Origin of the sequence: Pseudarthrobacter sp. ATCC 49987 (assembly GCF_009928425.1) — a bacterium.
In the GTDB taxonomy this organism is placed as follows: Bacteria; Actinomycetota; Actinomycetes; order Actinomycetales; family Micrococcaceae; genus Arthrobacter.
On the sequence record NZ_JAABNS010000001.1, the window covers coordinates 480,857 to 505,957 of the forward strand.

A 25,101-nucleotide genomic window follows, 5' to 3' on the forward strand; every position below is an offset into this window, starting at 1 on the left:
GTTGTTTGGTGGGTGGGGGAAAATCCAGGTTGTAGTCAGTAGGCTTACCGTCATGGATGAGCAGTGCAGGCAACAGGCCCCGGCACCGGGAATGCGCCGATGAGGCTCCGTCACAGCAACGCGTCCGGGCGAGGCTACCGGCGCGTCGCGGCCGGGACCGGGTTCAGCTACAAGGACCTGGACGGCTCCACCCTGCCGCCCGGGCCGGTGCGCGAGAGGCTCGAGAGCATCGGCATCCCGCCGGCCTGGACGGACGTGTGGATCGCGCCGTACGACAACGGGCACATCCAGGCCACGGGGCTCGACGCCGTCGGCCGGCGCCAGTACATCTACCACCCGGGCTGGCGCGAAAAAAAGGACCGGCTGAAGTTTGACCGTTCGCTCCAGCTCGCGGAAACCCTGCCGGCCGCGCGCCGGCTCGTCACGATGGACCTGCGCTCCGAGGGCCTCACCCGGGAGCGGGTGCTGGCCGCCGCCTTCAGGATGCTGGACAGCGGCTCGCTGCGGGTCGGCTCGGAGCGCTACACGAACGAAAACGGCAGCCACGGCCTCGCCACCCTGCTCTGCGCCCACGTGAAGCTGCGCAAGGACGAACTCCGGCTCAGTTTCCCCGCCAAAAGCGGCAAGAACTGGGAATCGCGGATTCACGACGCCGACCTCGCGGCCGTCGTCCGCCAGCTCAAGCGCCGCGGCGGCAACGCCCGACTGCTCGCGTACAAGGACGGCCGGAGCTGGCACGCGGTGTCCAGCCAGGACATCAACCAGTACGTCAAGGAGCGCACCGGGCAGGACTTCACCGCCAAGGACTTCCGCACCCTGCGCGGGACGGTTGCCGCAGCCGCGAGCCTGGCGCAGAGCGGTCCGCAGCCCAAGGTGTCGGCCCGGAAGCGCGCGGTGAGCCGCGCCATGGTGGACGCGTCCGCCGTTCTGGGGAACACGCCGTCGATCGCCCGGAAGAGCTATGTGGATCCGCGGATCCTGGACCACTTCGCCGCGGGGGAGACCATCGACCCGAAGCGGCCGGACTCCGCCGAATCCGAGGTCCGTGCCCTGCTGTACCGCGAGGGCTGCGTGGTCGAACTGAGTTAGGGGGACCGGCCGTCCGGAACAGCGTTCAGAACACGGCGTTGATGAACCCGATGACGATCGCCGTCCACCAGCAGGCCTGCGAGATGACCAGGCACACGAGCAGATGCGTCCGCTGCCCGATGGTCAGGTCCTTGAACACGGCGTCGTCGGGCAGCCGGGCCAGCCGCCGCATGAGCGGGATGAGCATGATGCCGTTCAGGCTGAGCATCAGGACGGCGGCGAGCTTGACGTCCGTCATCGGGTTATTCAGGTGCGGGTTCAGGAACACCCCGGTGGCCAGCCTGCCGGCGAGGCCGCCCCAGATCAGCGGTGTGGCCGCCCCGTCGAGCCGGATGGTCTCGGCCAGCTTGCGGCGGCCAATGAGCCACAGGAAACCGTGCCAGTCCAACAGGATGATGGCGCCGAAGGCCACCACCATGGACAGGACGTGCAGCACGACGGCGATGTTGTGGACGAAGCTGTCGGGGTGGACGGCGGTGGACAGCGTGACGGACAGCAGCCAGGCCGCGGCGGCCGCAGCGGACAGGACGAAGACGAGGCGCCGGGTGGATCGCTCGGATTCACGGTGCCGCCGGATGGTGCGTCTGCTGACTGGAACGTAACTCATGGTTTGCTAGAGGGCCCGGCCGGGTACGGAGAACGGTCCTGGGGCTAGCTCAAACGATATCCCCAAAGCCCAACTGGCAACAGGGACGTTTTCGGCGGGCGCTACATCCGGCCGAAGCGTGCCCGGAGCAGCGCGAACACCCCGTAGGCGATGAAGCCGGCGCCGATCGCCAGGAGCAGGGCGGGGCCAAATGGACGGTCCTGCAGGGCCTTGAGGCTGCCGTCCAGTCCCGTGGATGAGGCGGGGTCGTTGGTGGCCGCGGCGATGACAAACAGCAGGCCCGTCAGGATCAGCGCCACTCCCTTGGCGATGTGGCCGGCCACGCCCAGGCCGCTGACCAGGCGGCCGCGGTGTGTCCCGTCGAAGTGCCGCAACTCCTCCTTGAACTTCTTCCCCGCGCCCTTGACGATGAAGTACACGCCGATCCCGATGATGGTCAGGCCCAGTCCGATGAGCGCCGGCACCCCGAAGGGGCTGCGCACGAGGGCCGTGCTGAAGTCCCGGGTCGAGTCGCCGGAATCGCCCCGGTTGCCCAGCGCGAAGCCGGCGAAGCTGAGCCCCACACTGCCGTAGGCAATGCTGAGGAAGCCGGAGGAGACGAGCTTGCCGAGCCGTTGCCGCCGCGGGAGGTGCCGGGCCCGCAGGGTGGCCTCGCTCAGCTGCCACACGGCCAGCCCGGCGCACGCGATGAACCCGGCCCACATGACCGCCGGGCCCCACGGGTTGGCCGCGAGCTGCTCGATCGCTCCCGTGGGCTCGGCCTGGCCCGGGGCCCCAAGGACCATGGCCACGGCAATCGCGCCGATCACGATGTGCAGCAACGCCATCACGGCAAAGCCGGAGCGGGCGACGACGTCGAGCGCGGCGCTGTTGGAGGCGGCCTCCGCGGCATCGGCTGCGTCGCCGGCAGCCGCGCCGAAGGCCTCGCCGGGGCTCTCGCCTGCGGGGAAGGGCTGGTCCTTCGGCCCCGGTGGTTCCATGCTGCCGAGTCTACGCAAGGCGGGCTCCGTCCCCTGAACTTTCAACTTTTTCATAAGTGTGCTTACCATAGCCCGGACGTGGCCTTGTGGGGCCACGGCAGTTCCGGATTCGACCTCAGACGATAGGAAGCTCACCATGGCAGGTAATCTTGTTGCCCGATCCATCCACGACTTGACGGCGGGCGCCTGGTTCGGCGGCTCGCTGATGGGTGCCATCGGGCTGAACGGGGCGACGGCGGAAGCCAAGGATCCGGCCGAACGCACCCGGCTGTCGAGCCTGGGCTGGAAGAAGTGGGCCCCGTTCCAGACGGCGGCCTTCGGTGCGCACTTCCTCTCCGGCCTCGCGATCATGTGGGAGAACAAGGGCCGGATGGCCAAGCAGGACGGCGTTGCCCGTCTCACCGTCTACAAGTCGATCGTCACCCTCGCCGGTGCCGCCGTGAGCCTGTACGCCGGGCTCCAGGGCGCCAAGGTGGACAAGCTGGCCAGCGAAGGTGCCGAGGGTGCCACCGAGCCCAAGCCCGGCGCCTCCGAGGAACTCCGCTCCGCGCAGCAGCAGCTGAAGATCCTGCAGTGGGCCATCCCCGTCTTCGCCGGCTGGGTGATCGTCCTGGGCGCCAAGCACGGTGAAATGCAGCGGCCGAAGAACGTGTTCAAGGGCCTCGCGCGCTAAGCGCATCTAAAAGCATGGGCCGTCGCCCGCACAAGAAGAGAGGCCTCCGCGCCGGAACGGGATTCCGGCGCGGAGGCCTTTTGTGTGGGGCGGGGCGGCTACTGCTGGATCCACTCCGCGCAGGAGTTCAGGTTCCGGTGCACGCTGTCGACGGCGGCCGCTTCGTCGTGTGCGGCGATGGCGTCCACGAGCTCGTCGTGACCTTCGTGCGGGAGGCCGTTGAAGCCGCCGCGGCGCTGCTGGCGGAGAAGATCGGCGTGGAAGACTGCGCCGAAGCTGGCGTACAGCTCGTGCAGCAGCGGATTGCCCGACGCCTGGGCCACCAGCACATGGAAGTCCCAGTCCGCCTGGGCCCAGCCGGCGTAGTCCTCGGCAAGCCAGGTGTCACGGCGCGCCTCCAGCAGGCCGCGCATCGCGTCGACGTCGCCGGGAGTGGCGTGGCGGGCGGCGAGCCGGGCCGCCTGCGTATCCAGGCCCACCCGGACCTCCAGGATGTGAACCTGCGAGTGGTCCCGGTACATGCGCTGGGCGGCGCCGGAGATCTCGCTGGTGGCGCGGACGTAGGTGCCGTCCCCGCGCCGGACGTCCAGCATGCCGCTGTGAGCCAGGGCCTTGACCGCCTCGCGCAGGGTGCCTCGGGAGACTCCGAGCATGGCCATGAGCTCGGGTTCGGCCGGGATCCGCTGCTGCAGCGGCCATTCGCCGGAATGGATCAGCTCACGCAGCTTGGCAGTGATCTCCTCCACCAGCGGCGGCCGGTGGGACGTGGTGAGTGTCATGACCGGTCCAGTTCCGTGCGCTGGGAAACCTTGGGCAGGGCGGTCAGCAGATGCCCGACGGCGATCTGGCCCAGGGCCACGGCCAGCAGCAGGATCAATGGCAGCGTCCAGGCCCCGGTGGCGCTGTGCAGCAGCCCCATCCCGAACGGGCCCAGCGTTGCGAGCAGGTAGCCCGCGGACTGCGCGACCGTGGACAGGGCGGTGGTTTCGGCGGTGCTGCGGCCGCTGCGGCTGATCATCACCATCACGAGCGGGAAGATGCCGAGCCCGAAACCGAGCAGCACCGCCGTCAGCGGCGCCCAGGAGACCGGCAGGACCAGCATGGACAGGACGCCCGCAGCCATCGTGACCGTGGCCAGGTAGAAGGCGGTGCGCTGCATCCGCGGGCGTGAGCCGATCGCGACCAGCACCATGCCGGCCGGGACGGAGACGAGCTGCATCAGGCCGAACATCAGCCCGCCCTCGGAAGCCGAGAGGCCCAGCGTGACCAGCATGTAGGGGAACCAGCTGAGCACCGCGTAGGCCAGCAGGGCCTGGACGGTGAAGCCGAGAGTAATCAGCGCGCCGGTGCGGGTCCGCAGCAGCGGCCAGGGGGACACTCGGCCGGCTTTGACGGCGGGCGCGTTGCGGTGGGCGTGCAGGGCGATCGGCAGGAAGCCGAGGCAGGCGCCCAGCGCGAGGAAGCCGATCGCTCCGACCCCGGCGGAGGGCGAGCCGAGCTGCTGCGCCACGGGGACTATCAGCACGGCAACCACGGTGGCGCCGGTCGTCATGGTGACGGTGTAGAGCGCCGTCATCAGCGACGTGCGGTGCGCGAAGTGGACCCGGATGAAGGACGGCATGGCCACGTTGCAGATCGCCAGGCCGGACATCCCGACGACGGTGCCCGCCAGCAGCATGCCGGTGGACGGAATGCCGCGGACCAGTAGCCCGGCGGCGAGCAGCACAAGGGAGAGCAGGATGGCCTTCTCGAGCCCAAGGATCCGGGTCAGCCACGACGTCGCGGCGCCGGCGACGGCGAAGCACAGCGTGGGGATCGAGGGGATGATGGCGGCGATCAGCGGCCCGTAGCCCAGCACTGCCTGAAGGTCATGCAGGAGCGCGGCGGCTCCGGTGATGCCGGCGCGCAGGTTCAGGCCGATCAGCACGATCGCCACGACGCCGGCGATGATCACGCCGCGGGGTGTTCGCACGACGGCGGACGGTGCTGTCTCGGGGAGGGCGGACGTCGCCGTGCTGCTAACCATTCCTAAAGGTTAGACGTTTGACGTTTGGGGATTAACCTTTAGTGGCGAATATCTCGGCAAGTGACACGGACTGCCGTCGCCTTCCATCAGCAACGCGGGATTAGTGGGCGTGCCGGGCCCGCAGGACCACTTTGAAGAGTTCGCCGAGGACCAGCAGCAACACGGCCGGAACCAGGCAGGCCAGCCACTGTTGACCGGTGAGCGGGACAGTGCCGAACAGGTCCTGCAGCACCCGCATCTGGGTGATCAGCATCGATCCTACGAAGGCCCACGCGAAGGCCCAGAGCAGTTTCGGGTTGGACATGGTGGAGGGCCCGAAGGCGCTCTCCGTGGGGTAGCGCAGGTTGAGGGCGACGGCGATGTTCATCAACCCCAAACCCACAATGGCCATGCTCTGGCCGACCTCGAGCGAGTCGTAGGAGGTCTTGCCGAGCTGCACGAGGACCAGCGTCGCGGCCGCCATGAACAGCCCGACGACGAGCAGGCGCACCATCATCGACCGGACGATGATGGGCTGGTTGAAGGGCCGGGGCTTGCGGTCCATGATGCCCGGCGTCGCGAGGTCCAGGCCCATCACCGCGCCAATGGGCGCGACGATCGCCATATGGATCCACAGGACCTGGGCCGGGCCGAGCAGCGCCGTGCCGGCGATCGCGAACGCGGACGATCCGATGAACGCCAGAATGAACATAAACAGGTTGGCGACCTGGATGCGGATGAACTTCTGCAGGTTGTCGTACACCAGCCGGCCCTCTTCAACGGCCGCCACGATCGTGGCGAAGTTGTCGTCGGCCAGGATCATCTTGGCCGCGCCCTTGGCGACGTCAGTACCCGTGATGCCCATGGCGATCCCGATGTCGGCCGCGGCGATCGCCGGCGCATCGTTCACGCCGTCGCCGGTCATGGCCACGACGTGGCCCTTGCGCTTGAGCACCTCGACCAGCCGTACCTTGTGTTCCGGCGCCACGCGGGCGATCACGCCGATCCCGTCCACCTGGCTGTCGGCCTCGGCGTCGGTCATCGCCGCGAACTCGGCGCCGGTGACTGCACGGCCCCTGATGCCCAGTTCCTCGGCGATCGCCGCCGCGGTGACAGCATGGTCCCCGGTGATCATCCGGACCCGGATGCCGGCGTGCTTCGCCGTGGCGATGGCGGCCACCGCCTCCGCGCGCGGCGGGTCGACTTCACCGATCAGCGCCGAAATCTCCAGATCCTGCATGAGCGCCATGAGGTCACCGGCCGGATCGAACGACGCCGGCTCGAACTCGCGCTGTGCCAATGCGAGCACGCGCCGGCCCTGGCTGGCGATGCGATCGTTCGCGGCGAGGACTTTGGCACGCGATTCCTCGGTGAGGGCCTCGGAGCGGCCGCCCGTCATCCGCCCGGACGAGGACCTGCCGAGGACGACGTCGGGCGCGCCCTTCACGTACGCCCGGATCACGGGCCTGCCGTCGGCGCCGGGCATCCGGTGGAAGGTGGCCATGAATTTGTAGTCGGAGTCAAAAGGTACCGATGCCACCCGCGGGTTGTTCCTGCGGAACTCCGTGACGTCCACGCCGCCCTTCTGCGCGAGGACGTACAGCGCCGCCTCGGTGGGGTCTCCGATGACCTCGCCGTCCTGGATGTCGGAGTCGTTGCACAGTGCGCACGGGAACATCACGTAGTCCAGGTCCCGTTCGGCGTCGCCGGTGGTCCGTTTGACCTGCCCCTCGAAGCTGTAGCCCTCACCGCTGACGGTGTAATGGTGCTGCACGGTCACGATCTCCCGCACCGTCATCTGGTTCAAGGTCAGGGTGCCGGTCTTGTCGGAGTTGATGGCCGACGTGGAGCCCAGTGTCTCGACGGCGGGCAGGACCTTCATGATGGCGTTCTTCTTGGCCATGTTGACCGATCCGACGGACAGGATCGTGGTGACGACGGCGGGCAGCGCGTCCGGGATCGAGCCGACCGCCAGCGCCACGCCGATCCCGAAGAGCACCGCGAAGGATTCGCCCTGGGCCAGGCCCATCACCACGATGGCGATGAAAGCGAAGAGGGCCGCGACGATGATGAAGATGGTGAGCCGGTCCACCTGCTTGGTGAGCGGGGTCTTCTCCGCTTTCTGTCCGGACAGCATGTGGGCGATGTGGCCGACCTCCGACCCCATGCCCGTGGTGGTGACGAGGATTTCTCCGTGGCCGCGGGTCACGTTGGTGTTCATGAACGCCATGTTCAAGCGGTCCCCGAGGCCGACGTCGTGCCGGCTGATGGAGGCGGTGTCCTTCTCGACCGCGACGCTCTCGCCGGTCAGGGCGCCCTCCTCGATCTGCAGGGTCGCCGCCAGGATGATCCGGCCGTCGGCGGGGACGCGGTCACCAGCGTCGACCACCACGATATCGCCCGGCACAATTTCCTCTGCGGTGACCTCCGCCATGACACCGTCGCGGCGCACTTTGGCCATCGCCTTCATCATCTTCCCCAGGGAAGCGGCTGCCTCTTCGGCCTTGCCTTCCTGGTGATATCCCAACCACGCGTTGAACAGGGTCAGGACGGCGAGCCCGATGGCGGTCCCGTATTCCGCGATCAACAGGCTGACCAGTGCGGCGACCACGAGCACGATCTGCATGTAGTCGCCGTAGTGCTTGAAGAACCGCTTCCAGACCGGCTCTTGCTTTGCGGCGGCCAGTGCGTTCGGGCCGTACTCCTGCAGCCGTTGCTGCGCCTCGGCCGCGCTCAGGCCGCGGGCCGGGTCCACCCTCAGCTCGGCCGCCACCTCCGCGGGTGCCAGCGCGTACCAGGCGGCGTCCGCCTCGGCCGGGACCACCCCTGCTGCTGCTTCGGACTTGCCGTTCATGACTTACTCCTCATCGCGGCGCTGCTTAGAACGGGGTGGGAATCTGCCGCGGCGTTAGGGTCGGCTCGCTGTAGTCGCCGGCCTTCTGCCGCTTCGGCAATTCGACGTCGAGTCCCGGGAACGGCTCGTAAGGCACCTGGCTCAGCAGGTGGCTGATGATGTTGAGCCGGCCGCGCTTCTTGACGTCGTTGTTCGCGACGAACCAAGGCGCCCATGCTGTGTCGGTGGCCTCGAACATGGCGTCCCTTGCCCGGGAGTAGTCGTACCACCGGCTGTAGGACTTCAAATCCATCGGCGACAACTTCCACGTCTTGCGCGGATCGTCCATGCGGCTCTTGAGCCGCCGGGTCTGCTCGTCCGCGCTGACCTCGAGCCAGAACTTGAGCAGGATGATTCCGGAGTCGACCATCGCCTTCTCCACCTGCGGAGTCATGTTGAGGAACTTCTCGGTCTGCTCCGGGGTGCAGAAGCCCATCACACGCTCCACGCCGGCACGGTTGTACCAGCTGCGGTCGAAGATGACCACCTCGCCGGCCGCCGGAAAATGCGACATGTAGCGCTGGAGGTACATCTGGGATTTTTCCCGGTCCGTCGGTGTGGGGAGTGCCACCACACGGAACACGCGGGGGCTCACCCGCTCGACGATGCGCTTGATCGTGCCGCCCTTGCCGGCCGTGTCACGGCCCTCGAACACGATGCAGATTTTGGCTCCGGTGGACTTCACCCACTCCTGGAGGGCAACCAGCTCGCCCTGCAGGATGGCCATCTCCGCCTCGTACTCCTTGCGGCGCATCTTCGTCCGGGGCTCGCTGTCGGCGCTCTTCTTGTTTTTCTTCTTCTTGCCCATGATCGGCCTCCTAGTCGAGTACTTCCTAGGGCGAATCAGGCAGCCGCGCTGCGGCGTTCAAGGGAACCGGCGCATTCGTCCGTGGAACGGGGGCGAAGAGGGCACAAACCTGCCGTGGGCGCTCTCAAACGGTGTGCTGCCTCTCCCAGTCTTGCCGCGGCTGGAGGCCGCGTCTACGGCACTAAGACCCTATTGAGGCTCGTACCCGCGCGGCGACAGCCGCAGCAGCCAGCGTTGCCAGGGATCGGGTCAGCGCGGGTGCCGGGCGCCGAGCCGCTGCACGGCCAGCGCGAGCCAGAGCTGCACCCGGTCCGAGGTCTGGGCGGGGTCGTAGCCGGTGAGTTCGGTGATCTGCGCGAGCCGGTAGCGGACCGTGTTGCGGTGCAGGGTGAGCTCTTCGGCGACGGCCGCCACGGAGCCGTTGTTGTTCAGGTAGCTCTCCAGGGTGGCCAGCAGCTCGGCGCCGTGGGTGGCATCGAAGGTCCGCAGCGGATTGAGCGACTCGTTCGCCATGTCTGCCAGGGGAACGTCCTCGCTGGCCAGCAGCAGCGAGGTCAGGCTCAGCCGCTCGGGTTCGTTGACGGGCAGGCCGTGGCTTGCCGCGTCCCGGGCCTCGAAATAGCTCCAGCGCAGCCCGTTCGGCTTCGTGTAGGCGCCGCCGATCCCGATCGTGGCGTGGATCCCGGCCTCGGCCAGGTGGTCGCTGAGGCTCCGGGCCAGCGCGCTGGCGCCGCTGCCGTCGTCGGCGATCACGGCCACCAGGTCCTTGCCGACGACGGCGCTCACCGACTTTTCGAGCGGCTGCGGCAAGGAGGAAGTCCCCAGCTGCTTGAAGTGGGCGGCGGACTCGGCCAGCAGGACGACGTTCCGGCGGGTGCTGTTGACGCCGATGCCGGCGAGCCGCCGGGTCGCCTCAACGGGATCCAGGGTCCCGTGGATCACGTCCTCCAGGACCTGCCCCGCCAGGGCCCGCTGGGACTGGCGCTGCTTGACCATGTTGTTCAGTTCGACGCTGATCAGGTTCTGCGCGTAGCCCACAATCCCCGAGTCCTCGAAGGGCTGCCTCACCCATAGGGTGCACGCGTCGCGGCGTCCGGTGGGAATCGGGAAGGACGCCCAGCCCTCGGCGCTCGGCGCCGGATGGCCGGGCATGCTGTTGTACAGCTGGGCGGTGAACTGGGTCAGCACGATCTCGGTCCGCAGCATGGATCCGAGGTGCTTGAGGAGTTCGGCCAGCCCGCCGCCGGTGAGGAGCGCGCGGGCCAGGATCTGGTGCCCCGCGATGAGCCGTTCCAGCTTGGTGAAGTGGTCCGCAGACTGGGCATCGGCGACGAGCTTGCCGATCGCGATGAACGGGGTCTCATACGGCACCTCCACCACCGGCAGTCCCCAGCGGTTGGCCTCGGCAACCAGGGCGGGCGGAACGGCGTCGTGGGTCAGCCCGATCCCAAAACCGATTCCCACCGCCCCCGCGCGCTGGACCTGGCGGACGAAGCGGCGCTGTTCCGGCGCGCTCTTGAGCCGCATGCCGGTGGTGAGGACCAGTTCGCCGCCGTTCAGGAACCGCTGCGGGTCCTCCTGCTCGGTGACGGCCACCCAGACAATGTCCTGGTGCCAGGTGGTTTCGGCGAGGCCGGCCTTGGCGAGTTTGAGGGACGGAACCCCCAGCAGGGCAGCGAGTGAAATGGCCATGGATTCAGGATAACCGGGGGCTGGTCAAGCGCACTAAACCATGGCGTAAACGGTGTGCAGGTGACTATTCCCCGGGGTTGACCGGCTGGCATAGGCTCGGAGCAGTCTCATTGGGTCCTTTTCAGCGCGAAAGAGGTTGTACACCGTGGTTCAAACCTTGCAAAACTTCATCAACGGCGAGTTTGTCACTCCAGCCGGAACCGGGGTCCTGGACATCGTCAACCCCACCAACGGCGACGTCGTGGCGAAGTCGCCGGTCTCGGTGCAGGCCGACGTCGACGCCGCGATGACCGCCGCGAAAGAGGCGTTCAAGAGCTGGAAGCACACGACGCCGGGGCAGCGCCAGCTCATGCTGCTCAAGCTCGCCGACGCCGTCGAGGCCAACAGCGGCGAACTCGTCGAAGCCCAGCACCGGAACACCGGCCAGGTCCGGTCCCTGATCGCGTCCGAGGAAGTTGCCGCCGGGGCAGACCAGCTGCGTTTCTTCGCTGGTGCCGCGCGGATCATGGAGGGCAAGTCCGCCGGAGAATACTTCGAGGGACACACCTCCTACGTCCGGCGCGAACCGATCGGCGTCGTCGCCCAGGTCGCACCCTGGAACTACCCGTTCCTGATGGCCATCTGGAAGATCGGTCCCGCCCTGGCCGCGGGCAACACCGTGGTCCTCAAGCCCTCGGACACCACCCCGGAATCCACCCTCGTCCTGGCCCGCCTCGCCGGGGAGATCTTCCCGGCCGGCGTGCTCAACGTGGTCCTGGGCACCGGCGAGACCGGCGCCCTGATGGTGGAGCACAAGGTCCCGGGCCTGGTCTCCATCACCGGCTCCGTCCGGGCCGGCATCGCCGTCGCCTCCGGTGCCGCAAAGGGACTCAAGCGCGCCCACCTGGAGCTCGGCGGCAAGGCCCCCGCGGTCGTGTTCGCCGACGCCGACATCAAGAAGAGCGCCGCGGCCATCGCCGAGTTCGCCTTCTTCAACGCCGGCCAGGACTGCACCGCGATCGCCCGCGTGCTGGTCCAGGACACCGCCTACGACGATCTCGTGGCGGCCCTCGTGGAGCACACCAAGACCCTGCGCACCGGCTCGCAGAACGACGAGGACAACTACTTCGGCCCGCTGAACAACGTCAACCACTTCAACACGGTCAAGGCCCTGGTCGAGTCCCTGCCGGAGAACTGCAGGATCGAGACCGGCGGGCACCAGGCCGGGGAGAAGGGCTTCTTCTTCGAGCCCACCATCGTTACGGGCGCCAAGCAGAGCGACGACATCGTGCAGAAGGAAGCCTTCGGCCCGGTCATCACGGTGCAGAAGTTCAGCACCGAGGAGGAAGCCGTCGAGCTGGCGAACGACGTCGACTACGCCCTGGCCTCCAGCGTCTGGACCTCGAACCACGGCACCGCGATGCGCCTGAGCCGGGACCTCGACTTCGGCGCCGTCTGGATCAACACGCACATCCTCCTCACCGCCGAAATGCCGCACGGAGGCTTCAAGCAGTCCGGCTACGGCAAGGACCTGTCCATGTACGGCGTGGAGGACTACACGCGCATCAAGCACGTCATGAGCGCGCTCGATGCTTAACGCTGTCGCATAACGCTGTCGCATAACGCCGCCGCACAGACTCAACCTGACGCATAACCCGCGCGCATCAACCGCTCGCTTAGAAAGGCTTTTCCATGACCACCACCGCCCATGACATCACCTACCGTCTCGAGCAGAAGCGCCGCGTCCAGGCCGATTTCCCGGGGCCGAAGTCCGTTGCCCTGACCCAGCGCCGCAAGGCCGTGGTCGCCGCCGGCGTCGCGTCCAGCGTTCCCGTGTTCGTCGCCGACGCCGACGGCGGCATCATCCACGACGTTGACGGCAACTCCTTCATCGACCTTGGCTCCGGCATTGCCGTGACGAGCGTCGGCGCCTCCGACCCCGCCGTCGTCGGTGCGGTCAAGGAAGCCGTGGAGCACTTCACCCACACCTGCTTTATGGTCACGCCCTACGAAGGATATGTCGCCGTTGCCGAGCAGCTGAACCGCCTCACCCCGGGCGACCACGAGAAGCGCACCGTGCTGTTCAACTCCGGCGCCGAGGCTGTCGAAAACGCCGTCAAGGTGGCCCGCCTCGCGACCGGCCGTGACGCCGTCGTCGCCTTCGACCACGCCTACCACGGACGCACCAACCTGACCATGGCGCTGACCGCGAAGGCCATGCCGTACAAGACCAACTTCGGCCCGTTCGCGCCCGAGGTCTACCGCATGCCGATGAGCTACCCGTTCCGCGAGGAAAACCCGGAGATCACCGGAGCCGAGGCCGCCCAGCGGGCCATCACCATGATCGAAAAGCAGATCGGCGGCGAGCAGGTTGCTGCGATAATCATCGAGCCCATCCAGGGCGAGGGCGGCTTCATCGTCCCCGCGGCCGGATTCCTGCCGGCACTGGCTGCCTGGGCCAAGGACAAGGGCATCGTGTTCATCGCCGACGAGGTCCAGTCCGGCTTCTGCCGCACCGGCGAATGGTTCGCAGTGAACCACGAGGGCGTTATCCCGGACATCATCACGATGGCCAAGGGCATCGCCGGCGGCATGCCGCTCTCCGCCATCACCGGCCGCGCCGAGCTGCTCGACGCCGTCCACCCGGGCGGCCTCGGCGGCACCTACGGCGGCAACCCGGTGGCCTGCGCCGCGGCCCTCGCGTCCATCGGTTCGATGGAGCAGTACGACCTCAACGCCCGTGCCCGCCACATCGAGGAGATCGCCCTCGGCAAGCTGCGCGAACTCGCCGCGGAACAGGCCGTGATCGGTGACGTCCGCGGACGCGGCGCCATGCTCGCGATCGAACTCGTCCAGGCCGGCACCAAGGAGCCGAACCCGGAGCTGACCAAGGCCGTTGCCGCGGCCTGCCTCAAGGAAGGCGTTATCATCCTCACCTGCGGCACCTACGGCAACGTCATCCGCCTGCTGCCGCCGCTGGTCATCAGCGACGAGCTCCTGCTGGACGGGCTCCAGGTCCTGGCCGCGGCCATCAAGGCGAACGCATAGCGAGCCCGGAAGTAGGACACCCGAAAGCAGGAGGAGAGCCGCGGACGAATGGTCCGCGGCTCTCCTGTGTTAATTAGCGTGCAATTTCTCGGCGCGTCCTCGGGCGGCTACTGCCAGAAAGTGGCGTCAAGCTGGACCGCCACGACGAACAGGTGCTGGCCGCGCTCGATCTTCTCGACCTCGTAGACGCGTACCTTCGTCTCCGGAACCGCTGCCATCGGCCGGCCGACGCCGATCCCGTAGCTCACCACCCCTTCAAAGTCCCCGGCCGGGGCGTAGCTGGCAAGGGCCGGGTATCCGATGGCCGGGGCGGGCGCGCTGGTGATGGTGCTTGCCGTTCCGTCCGCCGTGTGTGCCTGGGCCCCGCGGAACACCACCTTGAGGATGGCGCCGGTGCCGGGCATCGGCACGGGCAGGCCGCTGCCGTCGGCGATCAGTTCGGGCACAAACTCGAGGTCGTAGGCGGGGAACCCGCCCTGGAACCGGAAGCTCAACTGGTCATAGGGCGGAGTGTCCCCGGGGTGCCGCCCGGCTCCGATGGCATACAGCGCGGGCAGGGGAGGCGCCGGCGGCGGAGCAACCGGTACCGGGTTCTCATGCGTGGCTTTGAACGGCCGGCCCGGGCCGGGCCAGGTCCAGTCGAGGGCGACCGTGGAGGAGATCACTTTGTCGCCCGATTGCGGCGGGGCCGTCTCGTCCGAGTCCGCCGGGACGGTGGCGGACGCTGAAGGAGCCGCCGTCGTGGTGGCAGGGGAGGCCGAAGGAGCGGTGGACGAGGCAGCGGGCTGGCTGGTTCCGCCGGGTTGTGGTGCGGACGGCGTACAGGCGGTGAGGGCCAGCAGCAATGCCAGCATCCCCGCCCCGCCGTTCCGTGCATTGACGTGGATCTTCCCGGTCTTGATCGCACCCATGGTGAGCTCCCCTCGACCCTGCCAGCCTAGGGACGGATGATTGCCCTGCTCAGGGCCGAAAGTCACGACCCATCGCGGCCAATTCCGGGTCCCGCTGGGCTAGAGTCGTTCCTACCACTGCAGGAACGCAGACCGGCCGACGTCGCCCGGAACCCCCGGAGCAAAGCTGGCTTCTGCCACAGACCCATAAGGGGTTCATACATGCGATACGTAGTTGGCTACACCCCCAGCGAACGCGGCGCCGACGCCGTCGCCCTGGCCTCCGCGATGGCCCGCGCCCAGGGCGCGCACCTTGACCTGGTCTACGTTGTGGACCGGCGTACCCCCTACGTCGCGATGAACCCGGAGGGAAGCCGTGTCAGCGCCGCAGAGCAGGAAGTACTCAGCGCGGAACGGGAGGGCCTGTCGCTCGTCCCCAAGGACATCGAGGCCCGGTTCCATGTCCGCCAGGCCGAGTCGCACGCCGCCGGCCTCATTGATGCGGCCGTGGAATACAAAGCTGGACTGATCGTTGTCGGTGCCGCCAGCGCCGGGCTGTTCAAGCGGTACACCATTGGCAGCGCGGCCAACGCCCTGCTTCATGCCTCGCCCGTTCCAGTGGCGCTCGCCCCCCGGGGTTACCGCCGCACGGAGCCGATCACGAGGCTGACCCTCGCGGTGGGCCAGCGCACCGGCGCGGAGGCGGCGATCGACGTCGCCATCGAGTCCGCCGAACGCCGCGGCGTCCCGCTGCGGCTGGTCTCCCTCGTGGAACTCGACGCCGAAGGGGACAGCGGCGAGAACATCAACGCGGCGCACGTCCACGCCAATACCGTCCTCACTGCAGCCGCCCACCGGCTCCCGGCGGGGCACCATGTCAGTGTTGAAGTTGCCCACGGGCGCACGATCGAAGAAGCGATCGATGATCTCGAATGGGACGAGGGCGAGATCCTGATCGTGGGTTCGTCCCGCCTGGCGGAGAAGAACAAACTGTTCATCGGCAGCACCGCCCACAAGGTGCTCCTTGCGCTGCCGGTACCCATGGTGGTGGTCCCGCGCAATTACCAGCGGATTAACACCAGCCCCGAGGACTGACAGCGCGGGCGTGCACCGGCCGCCTGGGCCAGTCTCAGGCGGCCGCGCGGGCCAGTTTCCGGTTCACGGAATTCTTTCGTGTGGCCAGCAGCATGTCCATGGTGAGCACCAGCAGCGCCAGCCAGACGACGCCGAACCCGATCCAGCGGTCGGTCGTCATGGGTTCGTGGAACACGGCGAGCGCCACGATGAACTGCAGCACGGGGGCAAAGTACTGCAGCAGGCCGATCGTGGTCATCGGCAGGCGCCGGGCGGAGGCGCCGAAGAACAGCAACGGCACGGCGGTGATGATGCCCGACGCCGCCAGGAGCCAGAAGTGCCCGGCGCCGTGGGCTGCCAGCGTTGCGGCGCCGGTGAGCGCCAGGACCGTCATCGCAGCCGCGGCCACCGGCGCCAGCACGATCGTCTCGACCGTGAGGCTGGTGATCGCATCAGCGCGCGGGCCGACGCGCTTCTTGACGAAGCCATAGAGGCCGAAGCTCAGCGCCAGGGTCAAGGCAATCCACGGCGGTTTGCCATAGGAAACCGTCAGGACGCCCACGGCGATGAAGCCGATTCCGACGGCGGCCCACTGCAGCGGCCGCAGTTTCTCCTTCAGCACCACCACGCCCAGCAGAACGGACACGAGCGGGTTGATGAAGTAGCCCAGTGAGGCTTCGACAGCCTGTCCGGTGGTTACGCCGTACACATAGGTCAGCCAGTTCACCGCGATCAGGACAGCGGCGATGATCAGCGGGAAGATCAACCTGCGGTTCCGGAACGCTGCCCCCAGGACACGCCAGGAACGGGTGACGGTGATCAGCAGGGCGCAGAAGAGCAGGGACCACAGCACCCGGTTGGCCACAATCTCGACCGCTCCGGCCGGTTGCAGCACCAAGAAGTAGAGGGGCATCAGCCCCCACAGGCCGTAGGCGCCGATCCCGAAGATGATTCCCGCCGTCGTGTCCGTGTCCACTGCCTTGAGGGCGGAGTGCGGACGCTTCGACGGTCCGGCGGGGGCAGCGCCGCCCGGACTGCTCAGCGTGGCGGGGGCGGGGGATCGGTCGGGGGTAGGCACAAGATCAATAACACCACCTCCGGGACCCCTATTCCTGCCTTTCGGCTCCGATGCACCCGGCGCCGGGACCGGGATCCCGGCGCTGCGGTCACCGGGGCGCCCGTTCCCTGCCGCGAACATTTAGAATGGGGGATTGTGCGCTGCATGAGCTGGCGCCGTCGCTAAGACTCAGAAGGGCTTCCGGTGTCCAACTCGGCCGAAACATCGTCCAAAAGCACGTCTAGAAGCACGTCGAAACGTCCGCTCCGCGTTGCGATTGTCGGCGCCGGACCGGCCGGCGTCTACGCCGCGGACATCCTGACCAAGTCCAATGAGGTCAAGGGCGGAGACTTCGAGGTCAGCATCGATCTCTTCGAGGCGTACCCGGCCCCGTACGGCCTGATCCGCTACGGTGTCGCTCCGGACCATCCCCGGATCAAGGGGATCGTCAACGCGCTGCACAAGGTCCTGGACCGCGGCGACATCCGCTTTCTCGGCAACGTCACCTACGGCCGCGACCTGACCCTGCACGATTTCCGTGCCTTCTACGACGCGGTGATCTTCTCCACCGGGGCCATCAAGGATGCGGAGCTGGACATCCCCGGCATTGACCTCGAAGGGTCCTTCGGCGGGGCCGATTTCGTCTCCTGGTACGACGGGCACCCCGACGTGCCGCGGGACTGGCCGCTGGAGGCCAAGGAGATCGCGGTGATCGGCAACGGCAACGTGGCCCTCGACGTGGCCCGGATGCTGGTCAAGCACGCCGACGACCTGCTCGTGACGGAAATCCCGGACAACGTCTACCGGGCGCTCAAGAACTCCCCGGTCACGGACGTGCACGTGTTCGGCCGCCGCGGACCGGCCCAGGTCAAATTCACGCCGCTGGAACTGCGTGAACTTTCCCACGCCCGGGACGTCGACATCGTCCTGTATCCCGAGGACTTCGAGTTCGACGAGGCCTCGGACGAGGCGATCCGCAGCAATAACCAGATCCGCACCATGGTCAACACCCTGACCAACTGGCTCGTCGAGGAACACGCCGAGGCCGAGGAGCCGTCCTCCCGCCGCCTGCACCTGCACTTCCTGCACAGCCCGGTCGAGGTCCTGGGAACAACAGGCGATGCCGACCACCCCGGCAAGGTCACCGGCATCAAGTTCGAGCGCATGCAGCTGGACGGCACCGGCAACGTCAAGGGCACGGGGGAGTACCTCGAGTACCCGGTCCAGGCCGTCTACCGCGCGATCGGCTACCACGGCTCGCCGCTGGACGAACTGGAATACGACGCCCGCCGCGGCGTCATACCCAACGAAGGCGGCCGTGTGCTCGACGCCGGGGGCAATCCCGTTCCGGGCATCTACGCGACAGGCTGGATCAAGCGCGGCCCCGTGGGCCTGATCGGGCACACCAAGGGCGACGCGCTGGAGACCATCGGTTTCCTGCTCGAGGACCGGCTGAACCTCCCGCCAGCGCAGAACCCGGACCCGCAGGCGATCATCGACCTGCTGGAAGAGCGCGGGATCGAATACACCACCTGGGAAGGTTGGAACAGGCTCGACGCCCACGAACTGGCCCTCGGCGCGGAGTGGTCCGCTTCCGGCGAGTCTCACGGCGTCGTCCGGGAGCGCGTCAAGGTGGTTCCCCGCGAGGACATGGTGCAGATCTCCCGCGGCTAGGCGCCGCCGCTCCGCGGCGCAGAAGTTCTCACGACGCGCGAATCCGCCCTCGCGCACGGTATTCCGGCGTCGGCAGCGCTTTTGCGCAGCACGGGACAGATTCCGCAGCGCGGGACCGATTGCGCGGCGTGGAACGGCGGCCGGCGCAAGCTCTGGCGGCCACCCGGCAGGCGCACTACACTGGGACGGACGTGGCTGCCTCTGGCATCGTCGCGCCTGTCCGGTGGGAGTTCAATGACGAAAGTGATCCATCCGGCAGCGCTGTTCCCGCCAGCAGGTGGGATCCCCGCAGCGCTGCGCCAGCAGTACGCCAGCGCCGGCCATGAGCAGCTGGACGCCCAGGGACTCGGGTTCCCGGGGGACCTGCAGCTGCCGGGTCTCAGCAGCCTGATCCAGGAGTCCTGGCGCCGCTCTGCCGAGCTGCAGGCCAACCCGGACAACCCCGAGGCCCCGCTGGCCATGGACCGCGAAGAACTCGAGGAGTACCGGCGGCAGCATCCGCTGGCGGCGATCATGCCCGTGATCCACAAGCTCCTGGTCCTGCCCAGCCACGACAGCGGAATGCTGGTGGCCGTAGGCGATGAGGTCGGCCGGTTGCTCTGGGTCGAAGGCGATGCCGCCATGCAGCGCCGGGCCGAGCGGATGATGTTCGTCCCGGGCGCCGACTGGTCCGAGGCAACCGTGGGCACCAGTGCGCCGGGAACCGCACTGGCCCTGGGCCGCGGCATCCAGATCTCCGGCGCCGAACACTACAAACGCTCCGTCCACCCGTGGAGCTGCACCGCCGTACCGTTCCATGACCCGGATTCCGGGGCCCTCCTGGGCGTCGTGGATATCACCGGGACGGAATCCGCCGTCGCCCCGCACACACTCTCGCTCGTCGAAGCGACCGTGGCTGCCGCCCAGGCGCACCTCCGTGTGGAACGCCTGCAGCTCGCCGCTGAGCGCCAGTCCTCGCCGGCCCGACGCCGGGGTCCCGGCTTTGCCGCGGCAGGCCGGGACGGTGCCGGCGCGGCGGGCAGCCTGTACCGCAACAGCCTCCAGCTCCTCGGCCGGGACCAGGCGCTCCTCAGCATCGACGGCCGCACCGTGCCGTTGTCCGCCCGGCACAGCGAAATCCTGGCCTTGCTCAGCACCCACCCGGAGGGGCTGAACGCCGAGGAACTGTGCGCCCTCCTGTACCCGGGAAACGCCTCCACCATGACGCTGAGGGCCGAGATGGTCCGCCTGCGCAAGGTCCTCCAGCAGCTCAATCCGGATGCTGTTCCGGAGTCACGCCCCTACCGGCTGCCGCTGGACCTGGTGCCTGACTCCGGGCAGGTCCTGAACTGCCTGCAGCGCGGCGCGCACCGGATCGCCCTGGAAATCTACCGCGGCGCTGTCCTGCCCCGCTCCGAGGCCCCCGGCATCGCCGAACTGCGGAACCGGGTCTCCTCCCTGCTCCGCGAAGCCGTGCTGACGGACGGCAGCGCCGAGTCGCTCCTGAGGTATGCCGAGCTTCCCGAGGCGAAGGACGACGTCGAGGTCCGGATCGCGGCACTGAAACTGCTGCCGCCGCGGTCGCCCAAGCGGGCCGCCATCGTTGCCGATCTGGAACGGCTCGAGGCCGAGCTCAGCGCCTGACCCGCCATGGGCCGCGGGAGTGACCCGGGTCACTTCGGTTGCAACCTGACTGCAACCTCCCGACTCCTAGGCTGAACGCAACGGTGGCGCCGACATCTGGCCGCCATCAATCTTGCACAGCAAAGGAGCTAGCAATGACTGTTTACGCACAGCCCGGTACCGAGGGCTCGAAGGTCACTTTCAAGGACCGCTACGAGAACTGGATCGGCGGCGAGTGGGTTGCCCCGGTCAAGGGCCAGTACTTCGAGAACATCACCCCCGTCACCGGCAAGGTGTTCTGTGAGGTCGCCCGTGGCACCGCCGAGGACATCGAACTCGCGCTCGACGCCGCCCACAAGATTGCGCCCTCCTGGGGCAAGACGTCCGTGGCCGAACGCGCCGCCATCCTGAACAAGATCGCAGACCGCATCGACGAGAACCTCGAGATGCTCGCTGTCGCCGAGTCCTGGGACAACGGCAAGCCGATCCGCGAAACCCTCAACGCGGACATCCCGCTCGCCGCCGACCACTTCCGCTACTTTGCCTCCGCCGTCCGCGCCCAGGAAGGTCGGCTGTCCCAGCTCGACGAGGACACCACCGCCTACCACTACCACGAGCCGCTCGGCGTCGTCGGCCAGATCATCCCCTGGAACTTCCCGATCCTGATGGCCGTCTGGAAGCTTGCCCCGGCCCTCGCCGCCGGCAACGCCGTCGTCCTGAAGCCGGCCGAGCAGACCCCGTCCTCAATCCTGGTCCTGATGGAACTCATCGGCGACCTGCTGCCGGCCGGCGTCCTGAATGTTGTCAACGGTTTCGGCGTCGAGGCCGGCAAGCCGCTGGCCTCCAGCCCCCGGATCCGCAAGATCGCCTTTACCGGCGAAACCTCCACCGGCCGGCTGATCAGCCAGTACGCCAGCCAGAACCTGATCCCGGTCACGCTGGAACTCGGCGGCAAGAGCCCCAACATCTTCTTCAACGACGTTGCCGACACCAACGACGCGTTCTACGACAAGGCCCAGGAAGGGTTCACGCTCTTCGCCTTCAACCAGGGTGAAGTCTGCACCTGCCCCTCCCGCGCCCTGGTCCAGGAGGACATCTACGATTCCTTCATGGCCGACGCCGTGGCCCGGGTCGAGAAGATCATCCAGGGCAACCCGCTGGACACCGAAACGCAGCTCGGGGCCCAGGCCTCGAACGACCAGCTGGAGAAGATCCTCTCCTACATCGACATCGGAAAGCAGGAGGGCGCCAAGATCCTCACAGGCGGCGCCCGGGCCGAAATGCCCGGCGACCTGGCCGGCGGCTACTACGTCCAGCCGACCATCTTCGAAGGCCACAACAAGATGCGGATCTTCCAGGAGGAAATCTTTGGCCCGGTGGTCTCCGTGACCCGCTTCAGCGACTACAACGACGCCATGGGCATCGCAAACGACACCCTCTACGGCCTCGGCGCCGGCGTCTGGTCCCGCAACGGCAACGTCGCCTACCGTGCCGGCCGTGAAATCCAGGCCGGCCGGGTGTGGGTCAACAACTACCACGCCTACCCGGCAGGGGCTGCGTTCGGCGGCTACAAGTCCTCCGGCATCGGACGCGAAAACCACGCGATGATGCTGGACCACTACCAGCAGACCAAGAACCTCCTGGTCAGCTACAACGAGAACAAGCTCGGCTTCTTCTGAGCCGCACCAAACCCGGGCGGGGCGGATCAGGATTGATCCGCCCCGCCCGTACCACTTGTGCACCTACGCGGAAGGACGCCGGCACGCTGCACACGCCCTCTAGCTGCACCCAAGTTTGATGACGCAAGGATTTCGCTATGACGACGACAACGACGACGACGACAATGCAGGCCGCAGTAGTAACCGAATTCGGCAAGGACCTGCAGATCCAGACCCTCCCCGTTCCAGTGCCGGGCCGGGGCGAGGCGCTCGTGAAGGTACTCACCACCGGCGTCTGCCACACAGACCTCCACGCCGCGGAAGGCGACTGGCCGGTCAAGCCGACCCCGCCGTTCATCCCGGGCCATGAAGGCGTCGGGGAGGTCGTTGCCCTCGGCGAAGGCGTCACGGACCTGGCCGTCGGAGACCTCGTCGGCAATGCCTGGCTCTGGTCCGCCTGCGGCGATTGCCAGTACTGCCGCACCGGCTGGGAAACCCTCTGTGAAGCGCAGCAGAACGCCGGCTACAGCGTTGACGGCTCCTTTGGCGAGTACATGCTGGTGGACACGCGTTTCGCGGCCAGGATCCCGGCGGGCTCGGACCCCGTCGAGGTGGCCCCGGTACTTTGCGCCGGAGTGACCGTCTACAAGGGGCTCAAGATGACCGAGGCCCGGCCCGGCCAGTGGGTCACGATCTCGGGCATCGGCGGGCTCGGCCACATCGCCGTCCAGTACGCGGTTGCCATGGGCCTGCGTGTTGCCGCGGTGGACATTGCTGACGACAAGCTGGCCCTGGCCAAGAAGCACGGTGCCGAGCTGACCGTTAATGCTCTGCATGAAGATCCCGCCGAAGTCATCCAGCGCGAAACCGGAGGTTGCCATGGAGTCCTGGTCACGGCAGTGCACCCGTCAGCATTCGGCCCGGCGATCGGGATGGCCCGCCGCGGCGGAACGATTGTGTTCAACGGCCTGCCGCCGGGTGACTTCCCGGCACCGATCTTTGAGATTGTGCTCAAGGGCCTGACCGTCCGCGGTTCCATCGTGGGAACGCGGCAGGACCTGGAGGAGGCCCTGGACTTCTTCGCCCAGGGCAAGATCCACCCCACCGTCTCCACCCGGGAGCTCTCCGACGTGAATGCCGTGCTCGACGAAATGAAGCACGCCAAGATCGACGGCCGCGTTGTCATCAAGTACTGATAAAGAAAGGACTCTGATGCCCCAGACCAAGCTCGACGCCGCCGTGACCGTTCCCGGGGAGGACTTCTCACGGGTGGCGCTCACCCCGGAGTCGGTGGAGCTGCTGCGCAAGATGTGGCTGCAGCACGGTCCGCTGATGTTCCATCAGTCCGGCGGCTGCTGCGACGGATCCTCGCCGATGTGCTACCCCGCCGGGGAGTTCATCACCGGGGACTCGGACGTGCAGCTGGGCCTATTCGACATTTCCGACGGGGTGCAGCCGCAGCCCATTGAGTTCTGGATGTCGAAGGAGCAGTTCAACTACTGGAGCCACACCCACCTGACCGTGGATGTTGTTCCCGGCCGGGGGAGCGGGTTCTCGGTGGAAGCGCCGGAAGGCAAGCGCTTCCTGATCCGGTCCAAGCTGATGGACTGGCCGGTCTAGCGGGTCTGGCCGAGTCTGGAGGGTTCAGAAGCGGGCAAATGGTTCACGAGCGGGCCGTGCAGGGCAACCTGCGCGGCCCGCTTTTCGCGTCTCACTATGTGGGACAAAAATAGCCGTCCAGTGGATGGACACTACTATGGATAGGTCTGTTTCCACAAAGCTACCGAGATTATGGACTTTGCTATGAACTTATTCCGGACCAAATCGATCGAGCAGTCCATGTCGGACGCCGAAGAACCCGGACGTAAGCTGAAGCGCTCGCTCAGCTCCTGGGACCTGATGATCATGGGCGTCGCCGTTGCTGTCGGCGCCGGCATCTTCTCGGTGGGCGCCAAGGCGGCAGCAAACTTCGCCGGCCCGGCCGTGACCCTTTCCTTCGCCATTGCCGCCGTCACGTGTGCCCTGGCCATCATGTGCTACGCGGAGTTCGCCACGGCCATTCCCGTTGCCGGCTCCGCCTACGTCTTCACCTACGCCACCATGGGCGAGTTGCTGGCCTGGATCATCGGCTGGAACCTCATCCTCGAGCTGTTCACCGCCGGCGCGGTGATCGCCAAGTACTGGGGCATCTACCTCAGCAAGGTGTTCGCGCTGATGGGTGTGGACATCCCGCCGTCGATCGCCCTGGGCGGTGTGGACCTGTACTGGGGTGCGTTCCTTATCGTCGCCGTGTTCACCGTGCTGCTGGTGCTGGGGACAAAGCTGTCCGCCCGCGTCGGCAACGTTTTCACGCTGATCAAGATCGCCGTCGTGCTCTTTGTGATCGTGGTGGGCTTCAGTTACGTGAAGTTCGAGAACTACGCCCCGTTCGTGCCCACCTCCGAGCCGACCGGCGGCACGGGCGCGGCCGACGTTATGAAGCAGTCCTTCTTCGGCTTCCTCACGGGCGCTGCCCCGGCGCAGTACGGCACGCTCGGCATCTTCGCCGGCGCCGCGCTGGTCTTCTTTGCCTTCATCGGCTTTGACGTTGTGGCCACCTCGGCCGAGGAGGTCAAGAACCCGCAGAAGACGTTGCCGCGCGGCATCTTCGGCGGCCTGGCCGTCGTCACGGTGCTCTACATCCTGGTGTCCCTCGCGCTGACCGGCATGGTCTCCTACACGAAGCTGGCCGAGGCCAAAAACCCCACGCTCACCACGGCATTCGAGGCGGTGGGCAACAATGATGCCGCCAAGGTCATTGCTTTCGGCTCGCTTGTCGGCCTGACCACCGTGATCATGGTGCTGCTGATGGGCCTCTCGCGCGTCGTGCTGGCCATGAGCCGCGACGGCCTGCTGCCCCGCTCGCTGTCCAAAACCAGCACCATCCGTGCGACGCCGGTCCGGCTGCAGATCATCTGCGGTGCCGCAGTGGCGGTTGTCGCCGGCCTCACCAACGTGGACCTGCTCGAAGAAATGATCAACATCGGCACGCTGTCCGCGTTCGTGACGGTGAGCATCGGAGTCCTGGTGCTGCGCAAGAAGCGCCCCGACCTGAAGCCCGCGTTCCGGGTGCCGCTCGGCAAGGTGCTCCCGATCATCTCGGCCGTCCTGTGCCTCTACCTCATGACCAACCTGGCCGTGGAGACCTGGATCTTCTTCGCCGTGTGGCTCGTGATCGGTGTGGTCATCTACTTCTCCTACGGCCAGCGGCACTCCCGGCTGAACGAGAAATTCGCCGAGGCCAAGGCTTCCGTCAACGGGCACGGCGACAAGCACGCCGCTGAAGCGGGGTCCGAGGCCGTCACGGTCGAGAACCGCTCCTAACTGGCGGCC

The 25,101-nt window shown here is 67.3% G+C and carries 20 protein-coding genes; 11 read left to right on the forward strand and 9 right to left on the reverse strand.

Translation table 11 applies throughout. The annotated features are described in order from the left end of the window. The first annotated feature begins 99 nt into the window (after positions 1-99). A complete protein-coding gene (locus tag GXK59_RS02250; protein WP_160664043.1) occupies positions 100-1,089 on the forward strand; it encodes a DNA topoisomerase IB in 990 nt (329 codons plus the stop codon). Positions 1,090-1,114: 25 nt separating this feature from the next. On the opposite strand, the gene GXK59_RS02255 is transcribed toward GXK59_RS02250, so the two are convergent. Further along, positions 1,115-1,696, reverse strand: a complete 582-nt coding sequence (locus tag GXK59_RS02255; protein WP_160664045.1) for a hypothetical protein — start codon at positions 1,694-1,696, stop codon at positions 1,115-1,117. A gap of 101 nt (positions 1,697-1,797) precedes the next feature. Next, positions 1,798-2,676: a DUF1206 domain-containing protein gene (locus tag GXK59_RS02260; RefSeq protein ID WP_160664047.1), complete on the reverse strand. Its 879-nt coding sequence runs from the start codon at positions 2,674-2,676 to the stop codon at positions 1,798-1,800. A gap of 136 nt (positions 2,677-2,812) precedes the next feature. On the opposite strand from GXK59_RS02260, the gene GXK59_RS02265 reads away from it, so the two are divergent. Continuing rightward, positions 2,813-3,349: a hypothetical protein gene (locus GXK59_RS02265; protein WP_160664049.1), complete on the forward strand. Its 537-nt coding sequence runs from the start codon at positions 2,813-2,815 to the stop codon at positions 3,347-3,349. Positions 3,350-3,447: 98 nt separating this feature from the next. Here GXK59_RS02265 and GXK59_RS02270 read toward each other — a convergent pair whose 3' ends face one another. The 5 genes from GXK59_RS02270 to GXK59_RS02290 form a co-directional block, all read right to left on the reverse strand. After that, on the reverse strand, positions 3,448-4,128 hold the full coding sequence (locus GXK59_RS02270) for a FadR/GntR family transcriptional regulator (protein ID WP_160664050.1): 681 nt from the start codon (positions 4,126-4,128) through the stop codon (positions 3,448-3,450). After that, a complete protein-coding gene (locus GXK59_RS02275; RefSeq protein WP_237393757.1) occupies positions 4,125-5,375 on the reverse strand; it encodes an MFS transporter in 1,251 nt (416 codons plus the stop codon). Before GXK59_RS02275 ends, GXK59_RS02270 begins: the two co-directional genes overlap by 4 nt. A 100-nt stretch (positions 5,376-5,475) precedes the next feature. Further along, positions 5,476-8,208 carry a cation-translocating P-type ATPase gene (locus tag GXK59_RS02280; protein ID WP_237393758.1) on the reverse strand — a complete coding sequence of 911 codons (2,733 nt, stop codon included), beginning with the start codon at positions 8,206-8,208 and terminating at the stop codon, positions 5,476-5,478. A gap of 25 nt (positions 8,209-8,233) precedes the next feature. Next, complete coding sequence (ppk2, locus tag GXK59_RS02285) at positions 8,234-9,055, reverse strand: polyphosphate kinase 2 (RefSeq protein ID WP_160664052.1); 822 nt, start codon at positions 9,053-9,055, stop codon at positions 8,234-8,236. Positions 9,056-9,304: 249 nt separating this feature from the next. Next, positions 9,305-10,747 carry a PucR family transcriptional regulator gene (locus tag GXK59_RS02290; RefSeq protein WP_160664054.1) on the reverse strand — a complete coding sequence of 481 codons (1,443 nt, stop codon included), beginning with the start codon at positions 10,745-10,747 and terminating at the stop codon, positions 9,305-9,307. A gap of 145 nt (positions 10,748-10,892) precedes the next feature. Between GXK59_RS02290 and GXK59_RS02295 the strand changes: the two genes are divergently transcribed. Together GXK59_RS02295 and gabT are read left to right on the forward strand one after the other, a co-directional pair. Next, the gene (locus GXK59_RS02295) at positions 10,893-12,323 is read left to right on the forward strand and encodes a gamma-aminobutyraldehyde dehydrogenase (protein ID WP_160664056.1); all 1,431 of its coding nucleotides are present in this window, start codon (positions 10,893-10,895) and stop codon (positions 12,321-12,323) included. 95 nt (positions 12,324-12,418) lie between these two features. Beyond that, positions 12,419-13,774 (forward strand): 4-aminobutyrate--2-oxoglutarate transaminase, encoded by a 1,356-nt coding sequence (gene gabT / locus GXK59_RS02300; RefSeq protein WP_160664058.1) that lies wholly within the window; start codon positions 12,419-12,421, stop codon positions 13,772-13,774. Between the two features lie 107 nt (positions 13,775-13,881). Here the strand turns inward: gabT and GXK59_RS02305 are convergent, their stop codons facing one another. Next, positions 13,882-14,685: an AMIN-like domain-containing (lipo)protein gene (locus GXK59_RS02305; RefSeq protein WP_160664060.1), complete on the reverse strand. Its 804-nt coding sequence runs from the start codon at positions 14,683-14,685 to the stop codon at positions 13,882-13,884. Between the two features lie 201 nt (positions 14,686-14,886). Here GXK59_RS02305 and GXK59_RS02310 point away from each other — a divergent pair, with 201 nt between their 5' ends. After that, positions 14,887-15,759 (forward strand): universal stress protein, encoded by an 873-nt coding sequence (locus GXK59_RS02310; RefSeq protein ID WP_160664062.1) that lies wholly within the window; start codon positions 14,887-14,889, stop codon positions 15,757-15,759. 34 nt (positions 15,760-15,793) lie between these two features. On the opposite strand, the gene rarD is transcribed toward GXK59_RS02310, so the two are convergent. After that, positions 15,794-16,816: an EamA family transporter RarD gene (rarD, locus tag GXK59_RS02315; protein WP_202129047.1), complete on the reverse strand. Its 1,023-nt coding sequence runs from the start codon at positions 16,814-16,816 to the stop codon at positions 15,794-15,796. Between the two features lie 183 nt (positions 16,817-16,999). On the opposite strand from rarD, the gene GXK59_RS02320 reads away from it, so the two are divergent. The 6 genes from GXK59_RS02320 (at position 17,000) to GXK59_RS02345 (ending at position 25,092) form a co-directional block, all read left to right on the forward strand. Beyond that, positions 17,000-18,469 (forward strand): FAD-dependent oxidoreductase, encoded by a 1,470-nt coding sequence (locus GXK59_RS02320; protein WP_160664066.1) that lies wholly within the window; start codon positions 17,000-17,002, stop codon positions 18,467-18,469. Positions 18,470-18,703: 234 nt separating this feature from the next. Beyond that, complete coding sequence (locus GXK59_RS02325; protein WP_160664068.1) at positions 18,704-20,092, forward strand: GAF domain-containing protein; 1,389 nt, start codon at positions 18,704-18,706, stop codon at positions 20,090-20,092. Positions 20,093-20,226: 134 nt separating this feature from the next. After that, on the forward strand, positions 20,227-21,750 hold the full coding sequence (gene exaC, locus GXK59_RS02330; RefSeq protein ID WP_160664070.1) for an acetaldehyde dehydrogenase ExaC: 1,524 nt from the start codon (positions 20,227-20,229) through the stop codon (positions 21,748-21,750). A 164-nt stretch (positions 21,751-21,914) separates the two neighbouring features. Beyond that, on the forward strand, positions 21,915-22,925 hold the full coding sequence (adhP, locus tag GXK59_RS02335) for an alcohol dehydrogenase AdhP (protein ID WP_160668944.1): 1,011 nt from the start codon (positions 21,915-21,917) through the stop codon (positions 22,923-22,925). 16 nt (positions 22,926-22,941) lie between these two features. Beyond that, positions 22,942-23,349, forward strand: coding sequence for a DUF779 domain-containing protein (locus GXK59_RS02340; RefSeq protein ID WP_160664072.1), 408 nt, complete (start codon positions 22,942-22,944; stop codon positions 23,347-23,349). Between the two features lie 183 nt (positions 23,350-23,532). Next, positions 23,533-25,092, forward strand: coding sequence for an APC family permease (locus GXK59_RS02345; protein WP_237393759.1), 1,560 nt, complete (start codon positions 23,533-23,535; stop codon positions 25,090-25,092). The last annotated feature ends 9 nt before the right edge of the window (positions 25,093-25,101 follow it).